The organism is Sphingomonas nostoxanthinifaciens (assembly GCF_019930585.1).
Lineage (GTDB): Bacteria > Pseudomonadota > Alphaproteobacteria > Sphingomonadales > Sphingomonadaceae > Sphingomonas_I > Sphingomonas_I nostoxanthinifaciens.
Genome location: NZ_CP082839.1, coordinates 3,823,501 through 3,843,270 on the forward strand (window position 1 = coordinate 3,823,501; position 19,770 = coordinate 3,843,270).

The following is a 19,770-nucleotide window of genomic DNA, read 5'->3' on the forward strand; positions in this document are numbered from 1 at the left end:
ATGATCGGCGAGGCACTCATCCGAAGCGACGGCGATGCCAGCGCGTTCTGCGAGCAGTTCGAGATGCGCGATGCGCGAGCGGGAAGCCTTACTTCGCCAACTGTGGACCGTCGACGGGGGAGCTTTGGTCAGCTCCGACACTTTCGTAATCCCGCCCAAGGCGTCGATGAGGGCATCAGCATTCGGCATAGCCACCCATTTGCGATATTCGCATATTCAGCGCAAGCGGGTTCTTTCGACAATAGAAATTGCGACTATCGGAATGCCGCGCTTCATGGTCGCGTGGATAATGCAGAGATCAGATTGCGCATGAAGGCGCTGGGATTGCGTCAGGCCGACATCGCAATCGCGCTGGGGATCGACCAGGTAAAAGTGTCTAAGGCACTCACCGGCACGCGCCAGTGGAAGAGCGCGGAAGTGGACGAGTTACGCAGGCTCCTGATAGAGCCAGCAGCTCAATCGCTTAGGGCGTTGCCCGTGATCGGCATGGTTACGGCGGGAAACTGGCGTGAGGCCATTCAGAACCCGATCGGGTATATGCCGGCGTTGGACCCATCCGTTCCACGGAACGCGTTCTACCTCGACGTTGACGGGGACTCGATGGATCTTGTCGCGCCAGATGGCAGCCGTGTGTTGATCGACCCCGACGACAAGTCACTGTTTCCGAACCGCTATTATGTGATTCTCAATGCGGAAAACGAGACGACCTTCAAGCAATTTAAGGCAGATCCAGCTCGACTTGTGCCGTGCTCTAGCAACCCAGCTTACTCAGAAATCCCTATGGGTGGCGAGCCGTTCTCGGTTGTTGGGCGCGTGATCTGGACGGCCGCTCGTCTTTAAACGAAGGGCGCGGCCAGCGCTTGAGCTTCAATTGCAGCTCGCCCTCGATCGCATAAGCCCCGACTAGCGCCTCCCGGATTACGGCCGTTTCGACATGAAGTATCTCGATATCGGCGGGAACGGTCAGCCAAACTCTGCCATGCTCGGCAGTCGCCATACCTAAATGGATAGCATCGCGCTGGGCCTGTTCGCGCGACGCCCTCCAAGGCGCAACCGCGCGTCGAAAGCTCGTCACGCGGTAGAGTGAAACCTGCTGCAGCATTCGCGCCTCTCTGATTCGCAACATAGGTTGTGGAACACAAAGGGAACAAGCGGTCAACCGTTAGCCGGATATTCCGATAGTCGAATGTTTTTCCTTGACGCATAAACTTCGATAATCGCATATCGCGTCCGTTCACAACGGAGGCACCGATGCCACGCACCAAGCCCGCACCCGCCATCCAGCCGCTGAAGCGGATCGATGACGAGCATTTCGACCGCTGGCGCGCCGCCCGCACTCACAACGCGATCTCGGTGGTCGGCTATACGCCGGTCGCCCGCCTTTATGAGGACTTCAGTACGTGGGCGTCGCATGAGATTGGCCCCGACTACGTCGCCGAGGAAGCGGCCTTCGTCCGAGCGCTGAGCGAAGCGCCGAAGCCGCTCATCAAGGTCGAATTTCTCCGTGTCCGCGAGGCCTTCCAGCGGCCAGGCAATGCCAACTGCGCCAGTCTCACGTTGGCCGAGCCCGTGCGGGTGGCGGCGTGATGCCGCCGCTTCCCTTCCCGCCGCAGATCCACGCCGCGTCGTGTGACTGCACCAAGTGCCGCCACCCCGCCGATCGCCCCGGTGTCGGTCGTGGCGCCGGCCTTGCCCTGCTCAGCGCGCTGATCGTGATCGGCCTGTTCCATGCGTGGTTTGCGTGAGCGGCGTTCTGCAGCCTTGGGTCGGTGACCTGTCACTCATGCAGCAGACCGTGCTGCTGACTGCCATCCGCGGCCCCGATGGCCTGCCCAAGTATGGCGCACCGAAGATGCTGCTTCGCTGGTATCGCCGATGCATCCTTCTCTCGGCCATGGATCAGCGCGTGCTGGCGGATCCGATGGAAGACGGCGGCGGATCCTTCACTGGGCCGAGTATCCCGAGGTCGGTCTTGATCATGAAGGCGACCCAGCGGTTCGATGCGCGGACCAACTATTGGGCCGACGAGGTCGTCGGTGCCGAATATGAGAAGCTGACGGCCGAGCGGAACGCAATCTGTGAATGGTCGGTCGAACGCGCCGCGCTGGACCAGGAAGACGAGGACGGCTGGGAGCCGCTTATGCACGAGATCGCAGGGGAATACCTGCGCGAACTCGATGCAATCCCGCACCACTTCCAGCTCCATCTCATCCACGCCGCCGAGATCGTAGGATACAAGCACCCCACTCGCCGCATTCGCGGCTGGTGGCGCCAGACCTATGAGCGCCTGGTCCACGACATGCACCTCTGGCCCGAGACCGAGGAGCAGCTGGACAGCCGGCTTGGCGACGATCGCGGCCAATGGCTCGCCCGCAATGATGTAGCGACGGTCGACTGATCGTCATGTTGACGTCTCCGCCATCGTGGTGCGCCTTCGACTGGGAGGCGCTGACCGCCTTCTCAGCTGATCTGCTAGCGGAACGTCAGCGTCGTTACCCTTCGCAGATTGACGCGGGGAAGATGACCCAGGCCGAGGCGGCGTCCGGCATCCGCATCATGGCTGCCATCGCTGCCGATTGGCGAAGGATTTCTGCCCTTTACGCCGGCCGCGCCACCCCTGCCCGCGACGAAAGCGCTACGCGTGAAGAAAAGCGCGAAGCGCTCGCCGGCGCCGTTCACCGCTTGGAAGCGACGAGCCAACGCGCGCGCGCCGCGCTGCCGGCAGTCCTTCCCTCAGCGACGGGCGCGACCCGCGCCGAGGTGAATTGCTCGGGGTTCTCGATCGAGGATCTGATCCGCGCCGCCAACGATCGGTGCGTTGCGGCCGACGTGATCCGGCCGGTCGCACGCGCCCTCGAACGACTACATCTCGGGCAGGCACTACTCTGGCACGCGTCGAGCCCGTTGGGGCCGATGTTCTATGCCGAACTGACGGCCGAACTGCGCACCCGTTGCCCGGTGGATCGGGCAGCATGACGTCCTCCGCCGGGACACCCCGCCAGATCGCCGCTGAGGCATCATTGCCATTGTCGGCGCATGGTTGCCCCGAATGCGGGGAGCGCTTCCCACGCGTGCACCCGTTCCAGATCTTCTGCAATCGCGGCCATGGCCGGGCTTGGGAGGCGCGCAACCGCCATCGCGGCGCGCAGCTCTATCCCTTCGCCGTCGTCGCGCGCATGACGCGGGGCGGCACGCGCGGCGATCGCGTCACCGGAGCGCGGGCGCATCAGGATGCCGACCAGCTCATCAACCGCTGGCGCGACGAGGATGCCGACGCCGGCCGCATGGGCCTACCCGAATATCTGTCGATCCGCTACCAGCTCGGCTTCGGCCGACCGTGAGCGCGGTGCGATCGTCTCATGTGGCGATGCCGACGCCGCGCCTGATCGACGAAGATACCGCAGCTGCGTATCTCGGAATCGGAAAGACGCGCTTTCGGGATCGCTGGCAGCGCCGCGAACTGCCGCAACCCCACAAGGATGGGCGACGACTGCTATGGGACATCAAGCTGCTCGACCGCTATGTTGACGCCCTTTCGGGACTCGGCGAGGTCAAGGGCTCCTCATGGGACGACTTATGATCCCTGGCGTTTGCCAGAAGAATGGCATCACGTACCGGCGCTTTAGGATCAAAAAGCCTGACGGTCGCTGGGGCGACCTCTACGTGAAGCTCCCCGATCCTACCGATCCACGGTTCGCCGAGGAACTGGCGCTGCTGAACAAGCAGCCGCCGGCGCGCGAGAAAGGCCTGCCGGGGTCGTTCAAGCTGCTCGTCGAGGAGTTTCGGCCGGTTCTGGCCAACCGAAAGATGGCCGTCAGTACTCGTCAGAGCTGGATCTACTATCTCGACCTGATCGAGACAGAGCACGGCCATCGAGTCGTTGCCGATCTGCGCAAGTCCCATGTGTTCAAGATCCGCGACAAGATGGGCGACACGCCGGGGAAGGCCAACGCCTACGTCTCCAAGCTTCGCGCGCTGCTCGACTTCGCGACCGAGCGGGATTGGATCGCCGTCAATCCCGCGACGGGCGTCGGCCGTCTGGAGCTTGGCGAATATGATCCCTGGCCAGTCGAGGTGTTGGAAGCCGTTCTGGGCAAGGCCAGCCCGATGCTTCGGCTGGCGATCGTGACCGGCCTTTGCTCTGGTCAGCGACTAAGCGACTGCATCCGCATGCAGCATGGATGGCACGACAGCCACATCATGGAATTGCGCCACAAGAAAACGGATGCCGAGGCGGCGGTGCCGATGCATCCGCTGTGGCTGGCTGAGATCAGAAAGCTGCCCCGCAAATCAGTGACGATCCTCTACGATCGCGCTGGAAAGCCGTTCGCCGACACCGACCGCCTGCAGGCGTCAATCCGTCGGATCATGCACGAACTCGGCTTCGTCGATGAGGAAGACCAGCTGCTGTACACCTTCCATGGGCTCGGAAAGAACGCGTGCTGCTACCTGACCGAGCTGGGCCTGTCCGATCGTGAGATCAGCGCCATCACCGGAAAGACCCCCGAAACCGTAAGGCATTACGCCAAGCGGGCGCGGGTGCTGATGGTCGCGAAGGGCGCCGCCGAGCGCGTTCAAAAGGGCCAGATCATGGGGCTCGTGGGAAAGAAATCCCCCACTGTGGGGAAATAGCCGACAGCCCTCAGAAAAAATCCCGCAATTCCAAGATGGTGACCCCTACGAGAATCGAACTCGTGTTTTCGCCGTGAGAGGGCGACGTCCTAGACCGCTAGACGAAGGGGCCGATCTGGTGCGGAGCGGCGCTCTTATGGGGACGGGTGGCCGGCGTCAAGCGGCTTGCATCTCGGCTTCGGCCGCCTCGCGTTCGGCCTGCTGGCGTGCCCACATCTCGGCATAGAGGCCGTCCAGCGCCACCAAAGTACCGTGGGTGCCGCGCTCGACGATGCGGCCGCGCTCCATCACCACGATCTCGTCGGCATGGACGATCGTCGACAGGCGGTGCGCGACGATGATCGTCGTCCGCCGCTCGGCGACACGCGCCAGCGTCTCCTGGATCTCGCTTTCGGTGCGGCTGTCGAGCGCGCTGGTCGCCTCGTCGAGGATCAGCAATTGCGGATCCTTCAGCAAGGTGCGCGCGATCGCGACGCGCTGCTTCTCGCCGCCGGACAGCTTGAGCCCGCGCTCGCCGACGCGCGTATCGTAACCATCGGGCAGCGACAGGATGAAATCGTGGATCGCGGCACCGCGCGCCGCCGCCTCCACCTCCGCCCGGCTTGCGCCATCGCGGCCATAAGCGATGTTGTAGCCGATCGTGTCGTTGAACAGCACCGTATCCTGCGGCACGATCCCGATCGCGCGGCGCAGCGAGGCCTGCGTCACGTGCGCGATATCCTGCCCGTCGATCAGGATCCGGCCGCCGGTGACATCGTAGAACCGGAACAGCAGCCGCGCGAGCGTCGACTTGCCCGCACCCGACGAGCCGACCACCGCCAGCGTGCCGCCCGCAGGCACCGAAAGGTCGATGTCGTGGAGGATCTGGCGCTCTGGATCATAAGCGAAGTCGACCGCCTCGAAGCGCACCGCGCCGCCGGCCTCGCGCAGCGGCTGCGCGTCGGGCGCGTCGACCACCTCCTCGGACGTGTCGACCAGGCCGAACATCGCCTCCATGTCGATCAGGCCCTGGCGGATCTCGCGATAGACCATGCCGAGGAAGTCGAGCGGGCGGAATAGCTGGGAGAGCATCGTGTTCACGAACACCACGTCGCCGGTCGAGAAACGGCCAACGCTCCATCCCCATACGCTGTAGGCCATCGCACCGGCCATCATCAGGTTGGTGATGAAGCTCTGGCCGATATTCATCCAGGCGAGCGACACCTCCACCTTGGTGGTGGTGTCGACCAAGGTCTTGACGCTCTCGCCATAGCGGCGCTGCTCGACCGCCTCGGCGTTGAAATATTTGACCGTCTCGTAGTTGAGCAGCGAATCGACCGCCTTCTGCGTCGCCTCGCTGTCGCTGGCGGTCCACTCGCGGCGCAGCGCGATGCGCCAGTTGGTCATGCGCTGGGTGAAGACGATGTAGACCGTCACCATCACTGCGGTCGCGACCACGAGCCCGGCGCCGAACTTGACGAAGAAGATCACGCACACCGCGACCAGCTCGAAGATGGTCGGCGCGATGTTGAACAGCAGGAAATAGAGCATCGTGTCGATGCTCTTGGTGCCGCGCTCGATCACCTTGGTCAGCGCGCCGGTGCGCCGCTCGAGGTGGAAGCGCAGCGACAGACGGTGGAGGTGCGCGAACACCTGCAGGCTCAGCCGCCGTGCCGCCTCCTGCCCCACCCGCTCGAAAATGGCGTTGCGCAGATTGTCGAACAGAGCGCCGCCGAACCGCGCCGCGGCATAAGCGACGACCAGGGCGACCGCGAGCCCGACCGCGCGATCGGCGCCGTGCGTCATGCGGTTGATCGCCGCCGAATAGGTGAACGGCATCGCCAGCGTGATGCACTTGGCGGCCAGCACCATCAGCAGCGCCGCCACCACGCGCAGCCGCAGGCCCGGCCGATCCTGCGGCCAGAGGTAGGGCAGGAACCGGCGGAGCGCGGCGACGCCGTTCACGGGTTTCGGCGGCATGTCGGAAGAAGCGGGTGGCATCACCGCCTTACATAGGTGAGCGGCCGCTATTCACCAGCACGCTTGGAAACAGGCCTGCACGCGCCCTGGCAGAAGCCGATGCCGGAACGCGGAATACCAAAGCGCCGCCGCCGATCCCCCGATCGACGACGGCGCCCGGTCTTGCTCCTTCGGTCAGAGTTGCGGCAGCATATCCCCCCGCCGCCGCAGCGCCCCGCCGACGAGCCCGAACCCGCACAGCATCAATGCCCATGTCGCCGTTTCCGGAACGGCGCCCGACGCGCTCAGGAACACGCCCGAATCGGAGGTGTAGGTGGTGCCGGTCGGCAGCACCAAACCGACCTTCGCGGTATTGCCGAAATCACAGATCGCGCCGGTGTAGCAATTGAACGAGCCGTTCAACGAGAAGGCGATGTCCGTCGCGTCCCCGACGAGATTGTAGGATTCGGTGTAGGACGCCTCGGTATAATCCGAATTGTAGGTCCAGATCCCCGGATAGGCCGACGGGTAGGTGCTGAACGTGCCGGTGGTCGCAAAGCCGGATGCGGCGTCGTTGACGAAATAATATTGGGCATCGCTCGAACCGAACACCATCGTCCCGTAGAATTCGCCGAGCGAATCTCCGCCGCCGGCCTTGAACGTGCCGTCGATCGTGAACGTGACGGTGATGGGTGTCACCGTGGCGCTCGATGCGCCGGCGACCGCGAAATGCAGCGTGTCGGCGATCGACGCGCTGCCGCCGCTGCCGTAGCTGGACGCGGGCGCGCCATCCGAGTTGGACGACGTGAAATGCAGGCTGCCGGTCGACAGGTCGGCGGCGGCCGTCATGCTCGTGGTCTCGGGCAGAGTCTGGCCGTAATCATAGCCGGTCTGCATCGAACTGGTCGCCGCAGACGTCGCGTCGAGACCTGCGGGGGTCACGGTGCCGCCGGTGCCCGGCTGGTCGAGGCCCGAGCAACCGGTCGCGCCGCCATAATTATAATAGCAGCTCGTCCCGCCGGCATGCCCCGCGCGCGAATAGGATCGGGCATTGACGCTGTATCCCGCTGCACCCGCGGCGGTCGGCGTCATCATCCCCGCGGCAATACCGACGAATGCCGCCGGACCGGACACGAGCCGGCCGATCTTCGATCTACGCATCGCATACTCCCCCTCGGCACAGGTGCCGAAGGCGGTTCTCGGCCGGGACGGTGCCGATCAAAACCCTCCAATCGGAGGGGCTCCCAAATAATTAACCGTATGTGCGGCGACGTTTACAGTTCGATGATCGCCAGCGCGACGGCGACGGCGATCAACTCGGCCCGCGATTTCGCGCGCAGCTTGCGCTTCGCCTTCTCGACGAATTCGTGCGCGGTGGACGGCGCGATCCCCAAAGCTGCGGCGATGCCGCCGTCGGACTTGCCCCGCGCGACGAGGCGGACGCACTCCACCTCGCGCGGGCTCAGGCCGGCGGGCGGCAGCGGAAAGCCCTCGCGCGCGACGAGCGTGCGGACATGGCTGTGCAGGCAGACGCTCAGCAGCGCGAGATGGTCGCGCAACGCCGAGGTGACCGTCGTGCTGCCGGCCATGCTCACCAGCCCGATCCGGCGGCCACCGGTCGGCAGCGGCACCACCAGCCCCTCGTTCCAGCCCGACGCCGCCGCGAGGTTCAGCGCATCGGTGCCGGCCTGCGACAATTTGCGATCGGCGCGAAGCTCGCTCCACGTGAACGGCGCGTGCCGCACCGCCAGTTCGGTGACGATCGGGTCGCGCTCGATCAGGCCTGACTGGGTGTAGAAGCGCGTCCACCGCTCCGGCCAATCGATGATGTAGAAGGTGTTGCGCTCGCGATGATCGAGGTCGAGCTCACCGCAGGCGAAGGTGTCGAAGCCGAGCGGTGCGATCAGCGCCCGGAATGCCGCACCGCATTCGATCGGCGTGCGCAGCGTGCGCACGTTGCGGTTGAACCGGGCGGCATCGGGCAGCTCGACCGACAGCGACGTCTCGCAATTCATCACGCATCCCCCGAACGCCCAATTTACGCGCGAAGGCCGCTTCGCATGTCGCCGTCCGATACAGGTTCGGGTCGGTTCGCCGCTGGCCTTCGCCGGGTGATCCTAGCATAGATTAAGAAAGCGCAACGATTCTCTGGAGGACCGAGCTGCCCCGGCGCGCCCGATCGCGCTATGATGTCGGGCACAGCATCGAAGGAGCCCGACCATGTATGTCGCAGGTCTCGTGATCCCCGTGCCCGAGGACCGGATGGACGCCTATCGTGCGTGGGCGGAGAATGGCGCGCGCATCTTCAAACGTTATGGCTGCATCGAGATCGTCGAGTCGTGGGAGGATGTGGTTCCCAACGGCAAGCAAACCGACTTCCGCCGCGCGGTCGCGGCGAACGACGGGGAGAAGATCGTGTTCTGCTGGCAGATCTGGCCCGACAAAGCCTTCCTCGATGCCGCCGAGGAGCGGATGCACGCCGACGGCGCGCTGGACGTCGCCGGCGAGATTCCGTTCGATGCGAGCCGGCTGATCGTGGGATGCTTTTGCCCGATCGCCGTCATGGGGCGCGACGACGGCGTCGAGATCTAATCGCGCGCGGCCCCCTCGTGGCGCAGAATGAACTCGTCGTCGTGCCACTCCCCTACGGGGAAGCGATAGTCGCCGACCTTCACGAAGCCGCGCTTGGCATAGATCGCCTGCGCGCGGTGATTGCCCGACCACACCCCGATCCAGATCGGCCCCGGCCGCGCCGCGGCAAGATGATCGAGCGCAATGTCGAGCAATTGGCGCCCGAGGCCGAGCCCCTGCGCCGCGTCGTCCAGATAGAGCTGGTAAAGCTCGCCATCGCCTGCCGAAACATCGGGGTGCGGCAATTTGGCCGGCCCGACATGGGCATAGCCGATGAAACGCCCGTCCGCCTCAGCCACCCATTGCATCCGTTGCGGATCTGCGAGTTCGGTCGCCACCGCCTCGACCGAATAGCTCGCGCGTTCGAACCCGGCGAGGTCGTCCGCCGGATAGGGGATGTGGAAACCGCCATCGACAAATGCCTGGCGGAAGGTGGCGCGCTTGAGCGCGGCGAGCGCCGCCACATCCTCGGCGCAGGCGGGGCGGATCGTCGCGCCGGTCACAGCCCCAGCGCGGAATAGGCACCGGCAAGCGTCGGCGCGGCGGCGATTGCGGCGCGCTCCGCGCCCTTGTCCATCAACCGGTCGAGTTCGGCCGGATCGGCCGCCAGCGCGCGCAGGCGGACGCCGATCGGCCCGAGCGTCTCGACCATCAGATCGGCGAGCGCAGGCTTGAACGCGCCAAAGCCCTGGCCGGCGAAGCGGCCAAGCACATCGGCGACCGTGACGCCTGCCAGCGCCGCATAGATGCCGACGAGATTGCGCGCCTCCGGCCGCTCGGCGAGGCCCTCGGCGGTCTCGGGCAGCGGCTCGGGATCGGTCTTCGCCTTGCGTACCTTCGCTGCGATCGTGTCGGCATCGTCAGTCAGGTTGACGCGGCTCATGTCCGACGGATCAGACTTGCTCATCTTCGCGCTGCCGTCGCGCAGGCTCATGATCCGCGCGGCGGCCGGGGGGATGATCGGCTCGGGCAGGGTGAACAATTCGACCTGATAGTCGGTGTTGAACTTGGTCGCGATGTCGCGCGCCAGCTCCAGATGCTGCTTCTGGTCCTCGCCCACCGGCACGTGCGTCGCCTGATAGAGCAGTACGTCGGCCGCCTGCAGCACCGGATAGGTGTAGAGCGCGACCGAGGCGCCCTCGCGATTCTTGCCCGATTTGTCCTTGAACTGGGTCATGCGGTTGAGCCAGCCGACGCGCGCGGTGCCGTTCAGCAGCCACTGCAGCTCGGCATGCGCCGCAACCTTGCTCTGGCGGAACAGGGTGGCGCGATCGGGGTCGACGCCACAGGCGATCAAAGCCGCCGCCATCTCGCGGATGCCGCGCGCGAACGCCGTCGGCTCCTGATAGTCGCTGATCGCGTGCAGATCGGCGAGGAAGAAGAAGCACTCGCCCGCCGTCTCGTCCTGCATCCGCACCCAGTTGCGGATCGCGCCGAGATAGTTGCCGAGGTGGAGATTGCCGGTGGGCTGGATGCCGGAGACGATGCGCATGGCGCGCGCCTTCGGTCAGCCGCGCGGCAAGGTCAAGCGGCCGGGCGCGGGATCGCTCCCCCGCCCGGCGCGTCGCTTACCAGGGGTTGGTCTTCGTCTTCGTCTTGACGGTGGTCTTGCCCGTCGACGGATCGGTCTTGGTCTTCTGGCTGGTCGACGTGTTCGTCATCGGCATCGTCATATCGCCGCTGGTCGTCGTCGTCGCCGAGGCGGTCGGGCCGTTCATCGAATCGCCGGTCGAGGTGCTGGTCGTCGTGGTCGCGGGGACGGGCGCCATCGGGTCGGCGGTGGTCGTCGTGGTCGTGGATTGGGCCAGCGCGGGCGCGGCGAGCGCGGCGGCGGCCGCGATCATCAAGATACGCATTCGGACTCTCCTGCTTTGTTATCGATGACGGCGGAACGTCGGCCGCGCCATTTGGTGCCGGTCAGGCGCGGCGGCGACGCAGCAGCAGGCGCAGATCGTCGGGCCCGAAAGCGCGCGTGACGAAGCAGGCAAGCCCATAGACGGCGGCCCCGCCGCCGCAGAGCACGATCAACGCCGCCGCACGCACGGCGATGCCGCGGGTCAGATAGGGATCGGCCAGCGGGGCGAGCAGATAGAGCACGCCGCCCATCGCCAAAGCCGCCACGAACAGCCGCGGCACGCGCCGGCGCAATTGCGCGTCGGCATGGAAATGGCCGCGCTGCGCGAGCGTGCGGTAGAGCATCGCCACGTTGAGCGTGGACGAAAGCGCGGTCGCGAGCGGCGGCCCGATCGTGCCGATCGTCGGGATCAGTGCCAGATTGCCGACGATGTTCACGCCGACCGAGATGATCGCATAGCGTACCGGCGTCCGCGTATCGCCGCGCGCATAGAAACCGGGGGTCAGCACCTTGACCAGCACGTAGGATGGCAGGCCGAGCGAGAAGGCCGCGAGCGCGCCGGCCGAACGCGCGGTGTCGGCCGCATCGAACGCGCCGTGCTGGAAGATGCCGCGCACGATCGGCCCCGCCGCGAAGATGAAGGCGGCGGTCGCCGGCAGCGTCAGGAACAGAGCAAGCTCCAGCCCGCGATTCTGCGTGTCCATCGCCTCGTCGTCGCGCCCCTGGCCGAGTAGGCGCGAGACGGTGGGCAGGAGCACGGTGCCGAGGCCGATGCCGATCATGCCGAGCGGCAACTGGTTGAGCCGGTCGGCATAATAAATGGACGAGATCGACCCGGCCGACAGCAGCCCGCCGGCCAGCGCGGTCGAGATGGCGAGGTTGATCTGCGACGCCCCCGCCCCCGCCGCCGCCGGCAGGATCAGGCGCAACAGCCGGCGCACATCGCCGTCGAGCCGTGGCCGGCGCAGCCGCATCCGCACGCCCGCCTGGCGGCATGCCCACATCAGCCAGCCGAGCTGGAGCGCGCCGCCCGCCGTCACCGACACGGCCTGCGCGCGCGCGGTCGCATAGGGATCGTGGCCGTGGAAGAAGACCAGCGCCGTCACCATCGCGACGTTGAGCAGGATCGGCGCCGCCGCATTCACCCAGAAGCGGTCGAGCGAATTGAGGATGCCGCCCAAAAGCGACGCGAGGCTGATGAGCAGCAGATAGGGAATGGTGATCCGCGACAGCATCACCGCGAAGGCGAATTGCACGTGTGTCGGATGCTGGCGATCGAACCCGCCCGACAGCGCCCACGTGATCGGCCACGCCGCGACGATCATCGCGACGGTGAAGACCAGCAATACCGGTAGAAGCAGGGCAAGCGTGCGCTCAGCGAAATCGATCGCGGCCGCCGTGCCGCCCTCCTCCGCCACCTTGCGGTTGAACATGGGGATGAAGGCGGCGGAAAACGCGCCCTCCGCGAACAGCGCGCGGAACATGTTGGGCAAGCGGAAGGCGACGAAGAAGGCGTCCGACGCGAAGCCCGCGCCGACATAGCTCGCCTGCAGCGTATCGCGCACCAGCGCCAGCAGCCGGCTGGCGAGCGTGAGCCCGCCGACCGACCCCAGCTTGCGGACGAGCCCCGCGCTCGACCCCGATTGCGGCCTGGCCGTCATCGGGCGCGCGCGGCGATCAGCCCGGCCTCGACCGGCTCAGGCTTCGCCCGCGGGCTCTGCTCCGGCGAGCGACTGCGCCTGCTGGGCCTGCGCCATGTACATCGCCGCGAAATCGATCGGATCGAGCAGCAAAGGCGGGAAATTGCCGTCGCGCACCGTCTCGGCGACGATGCGGCGCGCGAACGGGAACAGCAGGCGCGGTGCCTCGGCGTAGAGGAAGCCCTGCATCTGCTCCGGTGCGACGTTGCGGATGCCGAAGAGACCGGCGTAGAGCAGTTCGAGCGCGAACGCGACCTGCTCGCCCTCGCCGACCGCGCGGACCTCGATATTCATCTGCACCTCGTGCACGTCGTCCGCCGCCGGCGCGACGCCGATGTTGAACGAGACGTCGATTCGCGGCTGCGCCGGCCATTGGTAGACCGACGGCGCGTTCGGATTCTCGAACGACAGATCCTTCACATATTGCGCGATCAGGCCGATTTGCGGGCCGTTGTCCGCGCCGTTCGGGTTGACGGTGACGAATTCGTTCTCGGCCATGACATCCTCGGATCCGGATTGCGGGATCGGGCCGCACGCAGGGGCCCGTCGTTCCGCCGCCGCTAGCAGCCACGACAGGGCAGAGCAATGCGGAACCCCCCGGCACGACCTGCGTCTAGTGTGTGCCCCGTTAAGCGGTTTGCAGAACGGAGCCCACGTCCCTATGTTGCGGACTTAGAGTTTCTGGAGGCAGGGTGACCACGCTCATCATTCTCGCCATGGTGTTTGTCTTCGTCGCACTCCGACTGTGGAGCGTGCTGGGGCGTCGCACCGGGCATGAGCAGCCGATGGCAAAGGCCGATGCGGTGCTTGCACCGCGTACGCCCGCCGTGAGCGTGCCCACGACCGAGCCGGCGGTGACGCCGATCGACAATCTGCCGTCGCCCGCCGCGGCGACCGGCCTGCGCGCGATCTCGGCAGTCGATCCGCAGTTCGATGCGGTGCGTTTCGTTGAAGGCGCCAAGAACGCCTATGCGATGGTGCTCGAGGCCTTCTGGCGCGGCGACGAGGAGCAGATCGGCCAGATGGTCGAGACCGAAGTCGCGCAAGCCTTTGCCGCTGCGATCCACGAACGTGAAGCCGTCGGCGAGCATCTCGACAATCGTCTGGTGTCGGTCGAGATGGCGCAGATCGAGGATGCGCGGGTCGAGAATCAGGTCGCCTTCATCCGCATCCGCTTCGAAGCGGATATCGCGGCGGTGACGCGTGATCGCGACGGCAACGTCATCGCCGGTTCGCTGACCGACGCCGTGCCGACGCAGGACGTATGGACCTTCCGCCGCGCCGTGCGCTCGGCCGATCCGAACTGGATCCTCTGCGAGACGGACGAAGCCGCCTGAGCGCGGGCACGATGCTTTCTATCAATGCGATGATCGGATGGGAGGCGCGCGGCAGTATGTCGGCGCGCCTGCGTGTCGCGAGCGTGGCGCTGCTCATGCTGCTGGCGGGCTGCGTCTCTTCGCACAAGCCGCCACCGCGCCGTGCACCGCCACCGCCGGCTGCAGCACGCCCTGCTCCACGACCCACCCCGCCGCCCGCGCCGCCTAAGCCGCGCGACGCGGTCACCAGCGGCGTGTCGGCCGCACCGCCCGTCTCGGCGCTCGACATCACTAGTGACAGCGCCGCGGCGGCGCTCGCGGCGTTCCGCCTGTCCTGCCCGCGCCTGCTCAAGCGCACCGACGTGTCAGGCCTGACGCAACCGCTCGACTGGAAGCCCGCATGCGATGCGGCAGCGGCCGGGCCGGCCGATCCGGTCGCCTTCTTCCGCGACCAGTTCGAGACGGTGCTGGTCGGCGGCGGCGCGAGCTTCGCCACCGGCTATTACGAGCCGGAGATCGAGGGATCGCGCACGCACGATCCCGGCTACGACGTGCCGATCTACCGCCGCCCGCCCGATCTGATCGATCAGCTCGATCCGACCACCGGCAAGAAACTGCGCGGGCGGATGCAGGATGGCGGCCTCGCGCCTTATTACGAACGGGCCGAGATCGACGGCGGTGCGCTTGGCGGCCAAGGGCTCGAACTCGCCTGGGCGAAGGATCCCTACGAATTCTTCTTCCTGCAGATCCAGGGATCGGGACGGCTGCTGCTGCCCGACGGCACCATCATGCGGATCGGCTATGATGGACAGAATGGCCGCGAATATGTCGGCATCGGCCGGCTGATGCGCGACCGCGGGATCTTCGATCCGAACAATCCCGCCAATAACGGCGTGGCGGTGGCCGCGTCGATGCAGGGCATGATGGGCTGGATGCGCGACCACCCCGACGATGCGCGCGCGATGATGGAGCAGGACAAGAGCTACGTCTTCTTCCACGAGCTGACGGGCGCCGGCCCGATCGGCGCGCTGGGCGTGGCGGTCGCAGGTCATGTCTCGGTCGCGGCCGATCCCAATTACGTGCCGCTCGGCGCGCCGGTCTGGCTGTCGATGGATCGGCCCGAGGCGACCGGGCTGTGGGTGGCGCAGGATACGGGCGGCGCGATCAAGGGCGCGAATCGCTTCGATACATTCTGGGGGGCGGGCCCGGTCGCGCGCATCACCGCCGGCGGCATGTCGGCGCGCGGGCAGGCGCTGGTGCTGGTGCCGCGTGGCACGCTCGCGCGAATCAACGGACGGGGGCCAAGTGGCGGGGCGCCGGCTCAACCCTGAGGATCGCGCCGTGTGGGCGCGCGTCGCCGCCACGGTGAAGCCGCTGGCGGGGAAAGCGCGGCCTGCGGAGGGGGACGTCGAGCCAGCCCCCACCCGTCATCCCGACGACGGTCGGGATCCAGGTCGCGGCACACCTGCCAAACGAGGACTTACCGCCGCCCTCGACCCCGGCCTGCGCCGGGATGACAGGAAGAGGGTGGTGACCGCACCCGCCAATACGCTGGATGGCGGCTGGGACCGACGGCTGCAGCGGGGCGCGGTCCTGCCCGATCGCTCGATCGACCTGCACGGCCATACGCTCGACGGCGCGCATGCCGCGCTGGAGGCGGCGCTGGCCGACGCAATCGCCGACGAGGTGCGCGTGCTGCTGGTGGTCACCGGCAAGCCGCCGCGCGGGAGCGAGACGCGGCGCGGGCTGATCCGCGCGAACATCGACAATTGGCTCGCCCATTCGCGCCATCGCAGCCTGATCGCCGCGATCCGCAACGCCCATCCGCGCCATGGCGGCACGGGCGCGCTCTACCTGATTCTCAGGCGCAGGCGCGGCGGATGATCGCCTCGTAGGTATCGGTCAATGCGTGGAGATCGGCCACCGCCACCGCCTCGTCCAATTTGTGCATCGTCGCGTTGAGCAGGCCGAACTCGACCGTCGGCGCGATCGTCGAGAGGAAGCGCGCGTCGGACGTGCCGCCGGTGGTCGACAATTCGGGAGTGAGCCCGGTGACGTCGTGGATCGCCGCCGCGACCAGATCGGAGAGCGCGCCCGGCGCGGTGAGGAACGCCTCGCCCGAGATGCGCGCCTCGACCGTCGCGCGCGGCGCCTCGGCGACCACGATCGCGCGCACCCGCTCGATCAGATCGGCACCGCGATGGCGGTCGTTGAAGCGGATGTTGAGGCGGATGCGCGCGTGACCGGGAATGATATTGTGCGCGCGATTGCCGACCTCGACGTCGGTCACTTCGAGGTTCGACGCCTGAAACCAGTCGGTGCCGTCGTCGAGCGTGATCGCGGACAGCGCCGACACAATCCGCGCGACCGCCGGCAGCGGATTGTCGGCGAGGTGCGGGTAAGCCACGTGGCCCTGCGTGCCGGGCACGTCGACCCACATGTTGACCGAGCCGCGCCGGCCGATCTTGATCATGTCGCCCAGCCGCACCGCCGACGTCGGCTCGCCGACCACGATCAGGTCGGGCCGCTGCCCCGCCGCGTCCATCCAGCGCATCAGCGCGCGCGTGCCGTGGGTCGCCGGCCCCTCCTCGTCGCCGGTGATGATGAAGCCGATCGTGCCGGCATGATCCGCCACGCGCGACGCCGCGGCAGCGAAGGCGGCGACCGCGCCCTTCATGTCGACCGCGCCGCGGCCGTACAGCAGCCCATCCCGCACCTCGGGCACGAACGGATCGCCGGTCCAACCCGCGCCGGGGGGTACCACGTCGGTGTGGCCGGCGAAGGCGAGGAAGGGCGCGCCCGCTCCCCGCACGGCGAACAGATTGTGGATCGGCCCGTCAGGCGCCTCGCCGTCGAGAAAACGGTGGACGGTGAAGCCCGCCGCCTCCAGCGCCGCCGCCAGCGCATCCTGCGCGCCGCTGTCGGCGGGCGTGACGCTGGGGCAGGCGATCAGCGCCTTGGCGAGCTCGAAGGGATCGATGGTCATCGGCGCGCGGTAGCGCCGCACCAGCGCCCTGCCTAGACTATGCCGCGGGAGGGCCATGCATGCCGAAGATCGATCTCGCCGCCGTGCCGAAGGACAATAGCAGCCGCTATCTGCCGCCCTATCACGAACCGATGGGCAAGCGCTGGAACCAGCGGCTCGCGCCGGCCGCGGGCATCACCGACTTCGGCGTGAACCTCATCCGGGTCGAGCCGGGCGGCATCTCCTCGCAGCGTCATTGGCACGAAGGGGAGGACGAGTTCGTCGTCATCCTGTCCGGGCACGCGGTATTGGTCGACGATCATGGCCGCACCCCGCTCGGCCCCGGCGACTGCGCCGCCTTCCCGAAGGGCGGCAACGGCCACCAGCTTCTCAACGAGGGCACAGTGGATTGCGTGATGGTCGCGGTCGGCCTGCCGATGAAGACGCCGTGCCACTATCCCGACATCGACCTGTACAATCCCGGCGACGGCACCGGCTTCCGACGCAAGGGATGAGGCGGAAGCCGCCTCAGACCACCGGCGGTTCGTATTTCTCGATGACCCAAGGCTCGTCCTGCGCCTCGGCGATCCATTGTGCGACGAAGGGATGCGCCAGCACCGCCTCGCCATAGGCGACGGCGAAGCGCGGCACCGGGACGGAGTAAGTGACGAACCGCGTTACCACCGGCGCGAACATGATGTCGGCCGCGGAAAAGGCCCCGAACAGGAAGTCGCCGCCGGTGCCCCAGCGCGACCGCGCCTCCGCCCACAAGGTGACGACGCGCTGCACGTCGGCGGCCGCCTCGGGCGACAGCGGCGCCTGCGGAAAGCGGGCGCGGACGTTCATGCTATGCTCGCGGCGGAGCGCGGTGAAGCTGGAATGCATCTCCGCCGCCATCGAGCGCGCCGCCGCCCGCGCGGCATCGTCCGCCGGCCAGAATAGGTCGCGCCCGGCCTTGTCGGCGAGATAATCGATGATCGCGAGGCTGTCCCACACGACGATGTCGCCGTCCCACAGGATCGGCACCTTGCCCGACGACGGCGCGAATTCGGCCCCTTCGCGCGCGCGATCCCAATTCTCGTCGTAGAGCGGCACGACCATTTCTTCGTGCGGCAGGCCGGACTGCTTGACGGCGAGCCAGCCGCGCATCGACCAGGAGGAATAGGCCTTGTTGCCGATCACGATCTTGAGCATGACGCTGCCTTAACGGCCGATCCGCGCGCGGTCGAGCCGAGCTGGGCGGTTGACACGAATCGCTTCATCACCTAGCTGGCGCGCTTTCGCGGACCCGGCCATCCGGTCGGTCGTTCGCGTGTCAAATCTATCGGAAGTGATAAGGGCCATGTTCGCTATCGTGCGCACGGGCGGCAAGCAGTATCGCGTTGCCCCCGGAGACAAGATCGTCGTCGAGAAGATTGAAGGCGATGCCGGTGCATCCGTGTCGCTGGGCGACGTGCTGTTGGCGGGCGAAGGCTCCGACTTCCAGTCGGTCGAGGGGCTGACCGTCTCGGCCGAGATCCTGGCGCAGGGCCGCGGTGACAAGATCATCGTGTTCAAGAAGCGTCGTCGCCACAATTATCGCCGTCGCAACGGCCATCGCCAGTATCACACGGTCCTGAAGATCACCGCCATCGGCGATCACAAGGCCGAGGATCGCGCCAAGGCTGCCGCGCCCGCGGCTGCCGAGGCCTGAGGAGCTAGAGAGACATGGCACATAAGAAAGCAGGCGGTTCATCCCGCAACGGCCGCGACTCGGCCGGCCGTCGCCTTGGCGTCAAGAAGTTCGGCGGTCAGGAAGTGATCGGCGGCAACATCATCATCCGCCAACGCGGGACCAAGGTGTATCCGGGCGTGAACGTCGGCATGGGCAAGGACCATACCCTCTTCGCGCTCAGCGAGGGCCGCGTGGCCTTCCACACCGGCAAGCTCGGCCGCTCGTATGTGAGCGTGATTACCGCCGAAGCGGCAGAATAACGGACGAACGTTGAAAAACGGGTCGTCCAGCGGGCGGCCCGGGGCTCACATGTGAGCCATCAGGGAGACGGGACGCCCCGCCTCCCTTTTTCGTGTCTCCCTGACAAGAAGCGCTTTGTGGCCACGGCGTCATCCGTGAGCAACACAAGCCAGACAGGGAGACCTGGTATGTTCGCGATCACCGAACGACTCCTGCTGCGGCCCGGCTGGGCGGAGGACGCCCCCGTCCTCGCCGCCGCCATTGGCGAGGCTGCGATCGCCCGCAATCTGGCGCGGGTGCCTTATCCCTACGCCGAATCGGATGCGGCGGCGTTCCTGGCGCTGCCGCAGGAGCCCGGCCGGCCACGCTTCCTGATCTTCCTGCGCGACGGCGCCACCTTGATCGGCGGCATCGCGCTCGACGGCGAGAGCGAGGGCGACGCCAATCTCGGCTACTGGATCGCGCGCGCATATTGGGGCCAGGGTTTCGCGACCGAGGCGGGGCGCGCGGTGTGTGCGCTGGCCGACGCCAGCCTGCGGCTGCCGCGGCTTCGGGCCAGCCACTCGCTCGACAATCCGGCGTCGGGCCGGGTGCTCGGCAAACTGGGCTTCCGCCCCGGCCTGCAGGCGCGGCTGCACAGCCTCGGCCGCGGCGAGACGCTGGAGGTGCACCAGTTCACGCGCGACCGCGTCGAGCCGGCCGCGCCGGCGCTCGCTGCCTGAACCATATCGTCACCCCCGGACGCGTTCCGGGGTGACGCTTGGGGGTGCCACTCCCTC

The 19,770-nt window shown here is 66.9% G+C and carries 26 protein-coding genes and 1 tRNA gene; 16 read left to right on the top strand and 11 right to left on the bottom strand.

From position 1 onward, the window contains the following. The 8 genes from K8P63_RS18155 (at position 1) to K8P63_RS18190 (ending at position 4,632) form a co-directional block, all read left to right on the top strand. Complete coding sequence (locus K8P63_RS18155; protein WP_223797391.1) at positions 1-840, top strand: LexA family protein; 840 nt, start codon at positions 1-3, stop codon at positions 838-840. Positions 841-1,251: 411 nt separating this feature from the next. Continuing rightward, positions 1,252-1,587 carry a hypothetical protein gene (locus K8P63_RS18160; protein WP_223797392.1) on the top strand — a complete coding sequence of 112 codons (336 nt, stop codon included), beginning with the start codon at positions 1,252-1,254 and terminating at the stop codon, positions 1,585-1,587. Further along, complete coding sequence (locus K8P63_RS18165) at positions 1,587-1,745, top strand: hypothetical protein (RefSeq protein ID WP_223797393.1); 159 nt, start codon at positions 1,587-1,589, stop codon at positions 1,743-1,745. Before K8P63_RS18160 ends, K8P63_RS18165 begins: the two co-directional genes overlap by 1 nt. Continuing rightward, positions 1,742-2,398 (top strand): hypothetical protein, encoded by a 657-nt coding sequence (locus tag K8P63_RS18170; RefSeq protein WP_223797394.1) that lies wholly within the window; start codon positions 1,742-1,744, stop codon positions 2,396-2,398. The genes K8P63_RS18165 and K8P63_RS18170 overlap by 4 nt, the downstream gene beginning before the upstream one ends. Positions 2,399-2,520: 122 nt before the next feature. Further along, positions 2,521-2,976: a hypothetical protein gene (locus tag K8P63_RS18175; protein WP_223797395.1), complete on the top strand. Its 456-nt coding sequence runs from the start codon at positions 2,521-2,523 to the stop codon at positions 2,974-2,976. Continuing rightward, positions 2,973-3,341, top strand: a complete 369-nt coding sequence (locus K8P63_RS18180; RefSeq protein ID WP_223797396.1) for a hypothetical protein — start codon at positions 2,973-2,975, stop codon at positions 3,339-3,341. Before K8P63_RS18175 ends, K8P63_RS18180 begins: the two co-directional genes overlap by 4 nt. A gap of 20 nt (positions 3,342-3,361) precedes the next feature. Next, the gene (locus K8P63_RS18185) at positions 3,362-3,580 is read left to right on the top strand and encodes a helix-turn-helix transcriptional regulator (protein ID WP_223797397.1); all 219 of its coding nucleotides are present in this window, start codon (positions 3,362-3,364) and stop codon (positions 3,578-3,580) included. Further along, positions 3,577-4,632: a tyrosine-type recombinase/integrase gene (locus tag K8P63_RS18190; RefSeq protein ID WP_223797398.1), complete on the top strand. Its 1,056-nt coding sequence runs from the start codon at positions 3,577-3,579 to the stop codon at positions 4,630-4,632. Before K8P63_RS18185 ends, K8P63_RS18190 begins: the two co-directional genes overlap by 4 nt. A 36-nt stretch (positions 4,633-4,668) precedes the next feature. On the opposite strand, the gene K8P63_RS18195 is transcribed toward K8P63_RS18190, so the two are convergent. The 4 genes from K8P63_RS18195 to K8P63_RS18210 form a co-directional block, all read right to left on the bottom strand. Continuing rightward, positions 4,669-4,744, bottom strand: a tRNA-Glu gene (locus tag K8P63_RS18195). A gap of 44 nt (positions 4,745-4,788) precedes the next feature. Then, positions 4,789-6,612: an ABCB family ABC transporter ATP-binding protein/permease gene (locus tag K8P63_RS18200; protein ID WP_223797399.1), complete on the bottom strand. Its 1,824-nt coding sequence runs from the start codon at positions 6,610-6,612 to the stop codon at positions 4,789-4,791. Positions 6,613-6,765: 153 nt separating this feature from the next. Next, positions 6,766-7,731, bottom strand: coding sequence for a PEPxxWA-CTERM sorting domain-containing protein (locus K8P63_RS18205; RefSeq protein WP_223797400.1), 966 nt, complete (start codon positions 7,729-7,731; stop codon positions 6,766-6,768). Positions 7,732-7,844: 113 nt separating this feature from the next. Continuing rightward, positions 7,845-8,585, bottom strand: a complete 741-nt coding sequence (locus K8P63_RS18210; RefSeq protein ID WP_223797401.1) for a LuxR family transcriptional regulator — start codon at positions 8,583-8,585, stop codon at positions 7,845-7,847. Between the two features lie 205 nt (positions 8,586-8,790). Between K8P63_RS18210 and K8P63_RS18215 the strand changes: the two genes are divergently transcribed. Beyond that, positions 8,791-9,162, top strand: a complete 372-nt coding sequence (locus tag K8P63_RS18215; protein WP_223797402.1) for a DUF1428 domain-containing protein — start codon at positions 8,791-8,793, stop codon at positions 9,160-9,162. Here K8P63_RS18215 and K8P63_RS18220 read toward each other — a convergent pair. The 5 genes from K8P63_RS18220 to secB form a co-directional block, all read right to left on the bottom strand. Next, complete coding sequence (locus tag K8P63_RS18220) at positions 9,159-9,704, bottom strand: GNAT family N-acetyltransferase (RefSeq protein WP_223797403.1); 546 nt, start codon at positions 9,702-9,704, stop codon at positions 9,159-9,161. The two genes, K8P63_RS18215 and K8P63_RS18220, sit on opposite strands and share 4 nt — an antisense overlap. Beyond that, positions 9,701-10,693, bottom strand: a complete 993-nt coding sequence (gene trpS / locus K8P63_RS18225) for a tryptophan--tRNA ligase (protein ID WP_223797404.1) — start codon at positions 10,691-10,693, stop codon at positions 9,701-9,703. The genes K8P63_RS18220 and trpS overlap by 4 nt, the downstream gene beginning before the upstream one ends. A 76-nt stretch (positions 10,694-10,769) precedes the next feature. Beyond that, positions 10,770-11,057: a hypothetical protein gene (locus K8P63_RS18230; RefSeq protein WP_223797405.1), complete on the bottom strand. Its 288-nt coding sequence runs from the start codon at positions 11,055-11,057 to the stop codon at positions 10,770-10,772. A gap of 61 nt (positions 11,058-11,118) precedes the next feature. Then, positions 11,119-12,717, bottom strand: coding sequence for a murein biosynthesis integral membrane protein MurJ (murJ, locus tag K8P63_RS18235; protein ID WP_223797406.1), 1,599 nt, complete (start codon positions 12,715-12,717; stop codon positions 11,119-11,121). A 36-nt stretch (positions 12,718-12,753) separates the two neighbouring features. Continuing rightward, positions 12,754-13,254 (bottom strand): protein-export chaperone SecB, encoded by a 501-nt coding sequence (gene secB / locus K8P63_RS18240; RefSeq protein WP_223797407.1) that lies wholly within the window; start codon positions 13,252-13,254, stop codon positions 12,754-12,756. Positions 13,255-13,448: 194 nt separating this feature from the next. Here secB and K8P63_RS18245 point away from each other — a divergent pair, with 194 nt between their 5' ends. The 3 genes from K8P63_RS18245 (at position 13,449) to K8P63_RS20895 (ending at position 15,956) form a co-directional block, all read left to right on the top strand. Beyond that, positions 13,449-14,093 (top strand): Tim44/TimA family putative adaptor protein, encoded by a 645-nt coding sequence (locus K8P63_RS18245; RefSeq protein ID WP_223797408.1) that lies wholly within the window; start codon positions 13,449-13,451, stop codon positions 14,091-14,093. 56 nt (positions 14,094-14,149) lie between these two features. Continuing rightward, a complete protein-coding gene (gene mltA / locus K8P63_RS18250) occupies positions 14,150-15,403 on the top strand; it encodes a murein transglycosylase A (protein ID WP_398288926.1) in 1,254 nt (417 codons plus the stop codon). A 199-nt stretch (positions 15,404-15,602) separates the two neighbouring features. Further along, positions 15,603-15,956, top strand: a complete 354-nt coding sequence (locus K8P63_RS20895) for a Smr/MutS family protein (protein WP_317629326.1) — start codon at positions 15,603-15,605, stop codon at positions 15,954-15,956. On the opposite strand, the gene dapE is transcribed toward K8P63_RS20895, so the two are convergent. Continuing rightward, positions 15,934-17,058: a succinyl-diaminopimelate desuccinylase gene (dapE, locus tag K8P63_RS18260; RefSeq protein ID WP_223797411.1), complete on the bottom strand. Its 1,125-nt coding sequence runs from the start codon at positions 17,056-17,058 to the stop codon at positions 15,934-15,936. The two genes, K8P63_RS20895 and dapE, sit on opposite strands and share 23 nt — an antisense overlap. 59 nt (positions 17,059-17,117) lie before the next feature. Between dapE and K8P63_RS18265 the strand changes: the two genes are divergently transcribed. Continuing rightward, the gene (locus K8P63_RS18265) at positions 17,118-17,552 is read left to right on the top strand and encodes a cupin domain-containing protein (protein WP_223797412.1); all 435 of its coding nucleotides are present in this window, start codon (positions 17,118-17,120) and stop codon (positions 17,550-17,552) included. Between the two features lie 13 nt (positions 17,553-17,565). On the opposite strand, the gene K8P63_RS18270 is transcribed toward K8P63_RS18265, so the two are convergent. Beyond that, positions 17,566-18,231 carry a glutathione S-transferase family protein gene (locus tag K8P63_RS18270; protein WP_223797413.1) on the bottom strand — a complete coding sequence of 222 codons (666 nt, stop codon included), beginning with the start codon at positions 18,229-18,231 and terminating at the stop codon, positions 17,566-17,568. Positions 18,232-18,379: 148 nt separating this feature from the next. Between K8P63_RS18270 and rplU the strand changes: the two genes are divergently transcribed. From rplU to K8P63_RS18285, 3 genes are all read left to right on the top strand, one after another. After that, on the top strand, positions 18,380-18,730 hold the full coding sequence (gene rplU, locus K8P63_RS18275) for a 50S ribosomal protein L21 (RefSeq protein ID WP_223797414.1): 351 nt from the start codon (positions 18,380-18,382) through the stop codon (positions 18,728-18,730). A gap of 14 nt (positions 18,731-18,744) precedes the next feature. Beyond that, the gene (gene rpmA / locus K8P63_RS18280; RefSeq protein ID WP_223797415.1) at positions 18,745-19,011 is read left to right on the top strand and encodes a 50S ribosomal protein L27; all 267 of its coding nucleotides are present in this window, start codon (positions 18,745-18,747) and stop codon (positions 19,009-19,011) included. A 168-nt stretch (positions 19,012-19,179) separates the two neighbouring features. After that, positions 19,180-19,713 carry a GNAT family N-acetyltransferase gene (locus K8P63_RS18285; protein WP_223797416.1) on the top strand — a complete coding sequence of 178 codons (534 nt, stop codon included), beginning with the start codon at positions 19,180-19,182 and terminating at the stop codon, positions 19,711-19,713. Positions 19,714-19,770: the final 57 nt, after the last annotated feature.